The following is a 5,460-nucleotide window of genomic DNA, read 5'->3' on the forward strand; positions in this document are numbered from 1 at the left end:
GTACTCACTCAAACACCGCCCTCGGGCACGCCCCACCCGGGGGGGGTCGTTACGGCCAATGGGGCCCGCGCCACGGGGCGGTATCGCGGGGGGGGGGGGGGGGCACGCCCACCACGGACGGCACAGGGGCCGCCGAGTTCACCCCCGGGAGGCGTGATCTCGCCTATGGGGGAAGGGAGTTGCTCCGCTCACGCCGGATGAGGGTTGCTCCGGTCAGGCGGGACGGGAGCTGCTCCGGTCACATGGGGGCGGGAGCTAGTCACCCCGCAGGTCCTTCACCCGCTTCAGTTTGCCCAGGGAGCGCTCCAGGGTCTCCGGGTCGACCACCGAGACGTCCACGCTGACCCCGATCGCGTCCTTGATGCCCCGCGCGATGTCCTTCCCGGCGCTCTCCCGTCGGGCGGTGTCGCTGGTGGGCCGGGCCTCGACCCGTACCGTCATGTGGTCCATCCGGCCCCGGCGGCTCAACTGGATCTGGAAGTGCGGGGCCACGGCGGGCGTGCGCAGCACGATCTCCTCGATCTGGCTGGGGAAGACATTCACCCCACGCAGGATGATCATGTCGTCGCAGCGGCCGGTGATCTTCTCGATCCGGCGGAACCCGGGGCGCGCGGTGCCGGGCAGCAGCCGGGTCAGATCCCGGGTGCGGTACCGGATGATCGGCAGCGCCTCCTTGGTGAGCGAGGTGAACACCAGCTCACCGCTGTCGCCGTCGGCCAACACCGCGTCGGAGAACGGGTCCACGATCTCCGGGTAGAAGTGGTCCTCCCACACATGCAGCCCGTCCTTGGTGTCCACGCACTCCTGCGCGACCCCGGGGCCGATCACCTCCGACAGCCCGTATATGTCCACCGCGTGGATGTCCAGGCGCTCCTCTATCTCCCGGCGCATCTCCTCCGTCCAGGGCTCGGCGCCGAAGATGCCGACCTTCAGGGAGGTGGTCCGCGGGTCGATGCCCTGGCGCTCGAACTCGTCCAGCAGCGTGAGCATGTAGGACGGGGTGACCATGATGATCTCGGGGCGGAAGTCCTGGATGATCTGGACCTGGCGCGCGGTCATGCCGCCGGACGCGGGGATCACCGTACAGCCCGCTCGTTCGGCGCCGTAGTGCGCGCCCAGGCCGCCGGTGAACAGGCCGTAGCCGTACGACACATGGACCTTGTGGCCGGGGCGGCCCCCCGCGGCGCGGATCGAGCGGGCGACCACGTCGGCCCACACCGACAGGTCGTGCTCGGTGTAGCCGACGACCGTCGGGCGGCCCGTGGTGCCACTGGACGCGTGCACCCGGCGCACCCGCTCCATCGGCACGGCGAACATGCCGAAGGGGTACGTGTCGCGCAGATCGGCCTTGGTGGTGAACGGGAAGCGGGCGAGGTCGTCCAGGGCGCGGCAGTCCCCGGGAGCCACCCCGGCCGCGTCGAACTTCTTCCGGTACAGCTCCACATTGTCGTAGGCGTGGCGCAGGGTGGCGCGCAGCCGGGTCAGCTGGAGGGCGCGCACCTCCTCGCGGGACAGCCGCTCGGCGTCGTCCAGCAACGCCTCGGGGAGGGGGTCGCCCCGGCGGGGTGTGGCCGTGTCCCGGTCGGGTCGGCCCGGCCCGCCGGTGGTCGCCCGCGCGGTCATTTCGCTGCTCATCGCGGCTCCTCGTGCTGCTCTGCGCGGAGGGTCCGGCTGCGGCCCCGGAACTCCGCGATCACATCGTCTCCCCGTGTGTCCCCCCGCACGACCGTCACGTCGTAGATACCGCTCCGTCCGAAGCGGGTGCGTTCGCGTGCGGTGGCCACCAGGACATCGCCCTCGTAGGCGGGTGCGACGAAGTCGATGTCGGCGGCGGCGGCGACCGTCACCGGGCCGTCGCTGTTGCAGGCGCAGGCGAACGCGGTGTCGGCGAGCAGGAAGACATAGCCGCCGTGCGCGATCCGGTGGCCGTTGACCTGGGCGGCGGTCACCGTCATCCGTGCCACGGCGGTTCCGTCGCCGTGCTCCAGCAGCTCGATCCCGAGCCGGCGTGACGCCGCGTCCGCGGCGAACATCGCCTCGACCGGACCGGGGGGCGACTCGGTCGCGTCGGATACCTGGGATGTCATCTCCACCACCTTGTGGAACCCACCTTGTGAACCGTCTCGTGAACCGTCTCGTGAACCCGTCTTGTGAACCGACCGAACATTCGGTTAGCGTGCGGCGTGGTCAAGTAATCCAGCAAGACCCCGGTCTGTCAAGGCATCCGCCGAGGGGTGCTCTGGTGGAGCCGGCCCCCTGTCGTAGCCCTGTCCCAGTGGAGGAGCCTGCCGATGCCCGACGTCTATCTGGTGGACGGGGCCCGCACCCCGCAGGGCCGCTACGGCGGTGCCCTGGCCGCCGTACGCCCCGACGATCTCGCCGCCCTGGTCCTCAAGGAGGCCGTCCGCCGCGCCGGGGTTCCCGGGGAAGCCGTGGACGAGGTGATCCTGGGCGCCGCCAACCAGGCCGGTGAGGACAACCGGGACGTGGCGCGGATGGCCGTACTGCTCGCCGGGCTGCCGCACACCGTCCCCGGCTACACCGTCAACCGGCTGTGCGCCTCCGGCCTCACCGCGGTCGCCTCCGCCGCGCAGACGATCCGCGCGGGCGAGGCGGAGGTGGTGGTCGCCGGGGGAGTGGAGTCCATGACCCGCGCCCCCTGGGTCATGGAGAAGCCCGGCACGCCCTGGGCCAAGCCCGGGCAGACCCATGACACCGCGCTCGGCTGGCGCTTCACCAACCCGCGCTTCACCGCCGCCGACCGCGAGGTGGCGGCCGATGCCGGGCCGGAGACGCTCAAGTACACGCTGACCATGGGCGAGACCGCCGAGGAGATCGCCGCCCTGGACGGCATCACCCGCGCCGAGTCCGACGCCTTCGCCCTGCGCAGCCATCAGCGGGCCGTCGCCGCGCGGGAGGCCGGTCACTTCGACCGGGAGATCGTGCCGGTGCCGGTCGAGGGCGGTGAGGTGACCCGCGACGAGGGGCCCCGCCCCGGCACCACCCTGGAGAAGCTGGGCGCCCTGCGGACCGTCTTCCGCGCGGACGGCATCGTCACCGCGGGCTCGTCCTCACCGCTGTCCGACGGGGCCGCCGCGCTGGTGGTGGCGAGCGAGGAGGCGGTGCGCCGGTACGGGCTGACCCCCCGCGCCCGGATCGTGGCCTCGGCGTCCGCCGGGGTGCGGCCGAACGTGATGGGCCTCGGCCCGGTCCCGGCCACCGAGAAGGCGTTGACCCGGGCCGGGTGGCGGGCGGGCGATCTGGACGCGGTCGAGCTGAACGAGGCGTTCGCCGCGCAGGCCCTCGCCGTGATCCGCCGCCTCAAGCTGGACGAGGAGAAGGTCAACGCCGACGGCGGGGCCATCGCGCTGGGCCATCCCCTCGGCTGCTCCGGCGCCCGCATCCTGCTGACCCTGCTGGGCCGCCTGGAGCGCGAGAACGGCCACCGCGGCCTGGCCACGCTGTGCGTCGGTGTGGGGCAGGGCGTGGCGCTGCTGGTGGAGACGGTGTGAGTGTGAGTGACCGGGTCGGGGATGGGGTGGCAGTCGGGGTGGCACATGGGGTGGGTGACGGTGTGAGTCATGGGACGGGTACGGCGTCGTACGGCACCCTGCGGGTCGAGGAGCGGGACGACCGGGTGGTCGTCACCCTGTGCCGGCCCGAGGCGCGCAACGCCATCAGCGGGCGGATGATCGCCGAGCTGCACGCGGTGTGCGACCTGCTGGAGCGTGACCCCCGGCTGCTGCTGCTCACCGGGCACGGCGGGGTCTTCGCGGGCGGCGCCGACATCGCGGAGCTGCTGGAACGCGGCCGGGAACAGGCGCTGGAGGGCATCAACAGCCGGCTGTTCGAGCGGGTCAGGCGGCTGCCCATGCCGACGCTCGCCGCCGTCGACGGCTGGGCGCTGGGCGGCGGCGCCGAACTGGCGTACGCCTGTGATCTGCGGATCGCCGGGCCCGGCGCCGTGTTCGGCAACCCCGAGCCCGGCCTCGGCATCATCGCCGCGGCCGGTGCCTGCTGGCGGCTGCCCGAACTGGTCGGCGAGTCGCTCGCCAAGCAGGTCCTGCTGGCCGGGCGCACCCTGGACGCCGCGCAGGCGCACGCGGCGGGCCTGGTCATGGACGTCGTACCGGCCGGGGAGCTGCTGGAGCGGGCGCACGAGGTGCTGGACCGGATGGCCCGCTCCTCCGCGCTCGCGCTGCGGCTGACCAAGCTGGTCGTGGACGCGCCGGGGGCGCATCCGGTGGCCGACGACCTGGCGCAGGCGGTGCTGTTCGAGGGACGGGACAAGAGGGACCGGATGACGCGCTTTCTGGAGAAGAAGTCGGTGGAGAAGAAGTCGGTGGAGAAGAACCTTCCGGGGGCGAACCCTCCGGCGACGAACCCTCCGGGGATGAACACTTCGGGGATGAATCCTTCGGGGGAGCAGAGGAGCCGGGTATGACAGGGGCGCCCAGGACCGTGGGGGTTCTCGGCGGCGGTCGGATGGGCGCCGGGATCGCCCAGTCCTTCGCCGCCGCCGGATCGGTGGTGACGGTGGTGGAGAGCGGCGAGGAGGCCGCCGCGGCGGCGCTGGAGCGGATCGGCGCGAGTCTGCGGCGGGCGGCGGGGCGCGGGCATCTCGCCGAGCCCGCCGAGCGGGTGCTGGGGCGGGTGCGGCTGGTGCACAGCCCGGCCGCCCTGGATCCGGACGTCGAACTGGTCGTGGAGGCGGTGCCCGAGGACGCGGGGCTCAAGGCGCGGCTGCTCGTCGCCGTCGAGGAGGCGGTGGGGGACGCGACCGTTCTCGCCACCAACACCAGTTCGCTGTCCGTCACCGATCTCGCCGCGGCGCTGCGGCGGCCCGAGCGGTTCCTGGGCATGCACTTCTTCAATCCGGTGCCGGCCTCCGCGCTGGTCGAGATCGTGGTCGCGCCCGACAGCGCCGAGCGGGTCGTGAAGGCGGCGCTGGGCTGGACCGAGGCGCTCGGCAAGCAGGACGTGGTGGTCAAGGACTCCCCGGGCTTCGCCAGCAGCCGGCTGGGGCTCGTGCTGGGGCTGGAGGCCATCCGGATGGTCGAGGAGGGGGTCGCGTCGCCCGAGGCCATCGACGACGCGATGCGGCTCGGGTACCGGCATCCGATGGGGCCGCTGCGGCTGACCGACCTGGTGGGGCTGGATGTGCGGCTCGCCATCGCGGAGTATCTGCACGGGGCGCTGGGTGAGCGGTTCGCTCCGCCGGGGTTGTTGCGGGAGAAGGTGGCTCGGGGGGAGCTGGGGCGGAAGGCGGGGAGGGGGTTTTATGCGTGGTGATGCCGGGTGACGCCTGGTGATGCCGGGTGATGTCTGGTGACGGGGGTGGGGTGCGGGAGCGGGTGCCGGGTTGGTGTTCGGTGGGCGGGTTCGCGTCTCGTCGTGGCTGGTCGCGCAGTTCCCCGCGCCCCTGAAAGGCGCCTGCGTCCACGCCCGTCTTCTCAGGGG

General features: G+C 72.7%; 5 protein-coding genes. 3 read left to right on the forward strand and 2 right to left on the reverse strand.

What is annotated here, in order from left to right; translation table 11 throughout:
- Positions 1-255 precede the first annotated feature (255 nt).
- Entirely contained in the window at positions 256-1,623 is a 1,368-nt protein-coding gene (gene paaK, locus ACFXAZ_RS17705) for a phenylacetate--CoA ligase PaaK (protein WP_384591397.1), read from the reverse strand.
- An 8-nt stretch (positions 1,624-1,631) separates the two neighbouring features.
- Positions 1,632-2,087, reverse strand: coding sequence for a hydroxyphenylacetyl-CoA thioesterase PaaI (gene paaI / locus ACFXAZ_RS17710; RefSeq protein WP_384591367.1), 456 nt, complete (start codon positions 2,085-2,087; stop codon positions 1,632-1,634).
- A gap of 204 nt (positions 2,088-2,291) precedes the next feature.
- On the opposite strand from paaI, the gene ACFXAZ_RS17715 reads away from it, so the two are divergent.
- The 3 genes from ACFXAZ_RS17715 (at position 2,292) to ACFXAZ_RS17725 (ending at position 5,292) form a co-directional block, all read left to right on the forward strand.
- The gene (locus tag ACFXAZ_RS17715) at positions 2,292-3,512 is read left to right on the forward strand and encodes a thiolase family protein (protein ID WP_384591370.1); all 1,221 of its coding nucleotides are present in this window, start codon (positions 2,292-2,294) and stop codon (positions 3,510-3,512) included.
- Positions 3,513-3,574: 62 nt separating this feature from the next.
- A complete protein-coding gene (locus tag ACFXAZ_RS17720) occupies positions 3,575-4,444 on the forward strand; it encodes an enoyl-CoA hydratase/isomerase family protein (protein ID WP_384591373.1) in 870 nt (289 codons plus the stop codon).
- Entirely contained in the window at positions 4,441-5,292 is an 852-nt protein-coding gene (locus tag ACFXAZ_RS17725; RefSeq protein ID WP_384591376.1) for a 3-hydroxyacyl-CoA dehydrogenase family protein, read from the forward strand. The genes ACFXAZ_RS17720 and ACFXAZ_RS17725 overlap by 4 nt, the downstream gene beginning before the upstream one ends.
- Positions 5,293-5,460 lie beyond the last annotated feature (168 nt).

This window comes from Streptomyces sp. NPDC059477, assembly GCF_042749375.1.
Classification (GTDB): Bacteria; Actinomycetota; Actinomycetes; order Streptomycetales; family Streptomycetaceae; genus Streptomyces.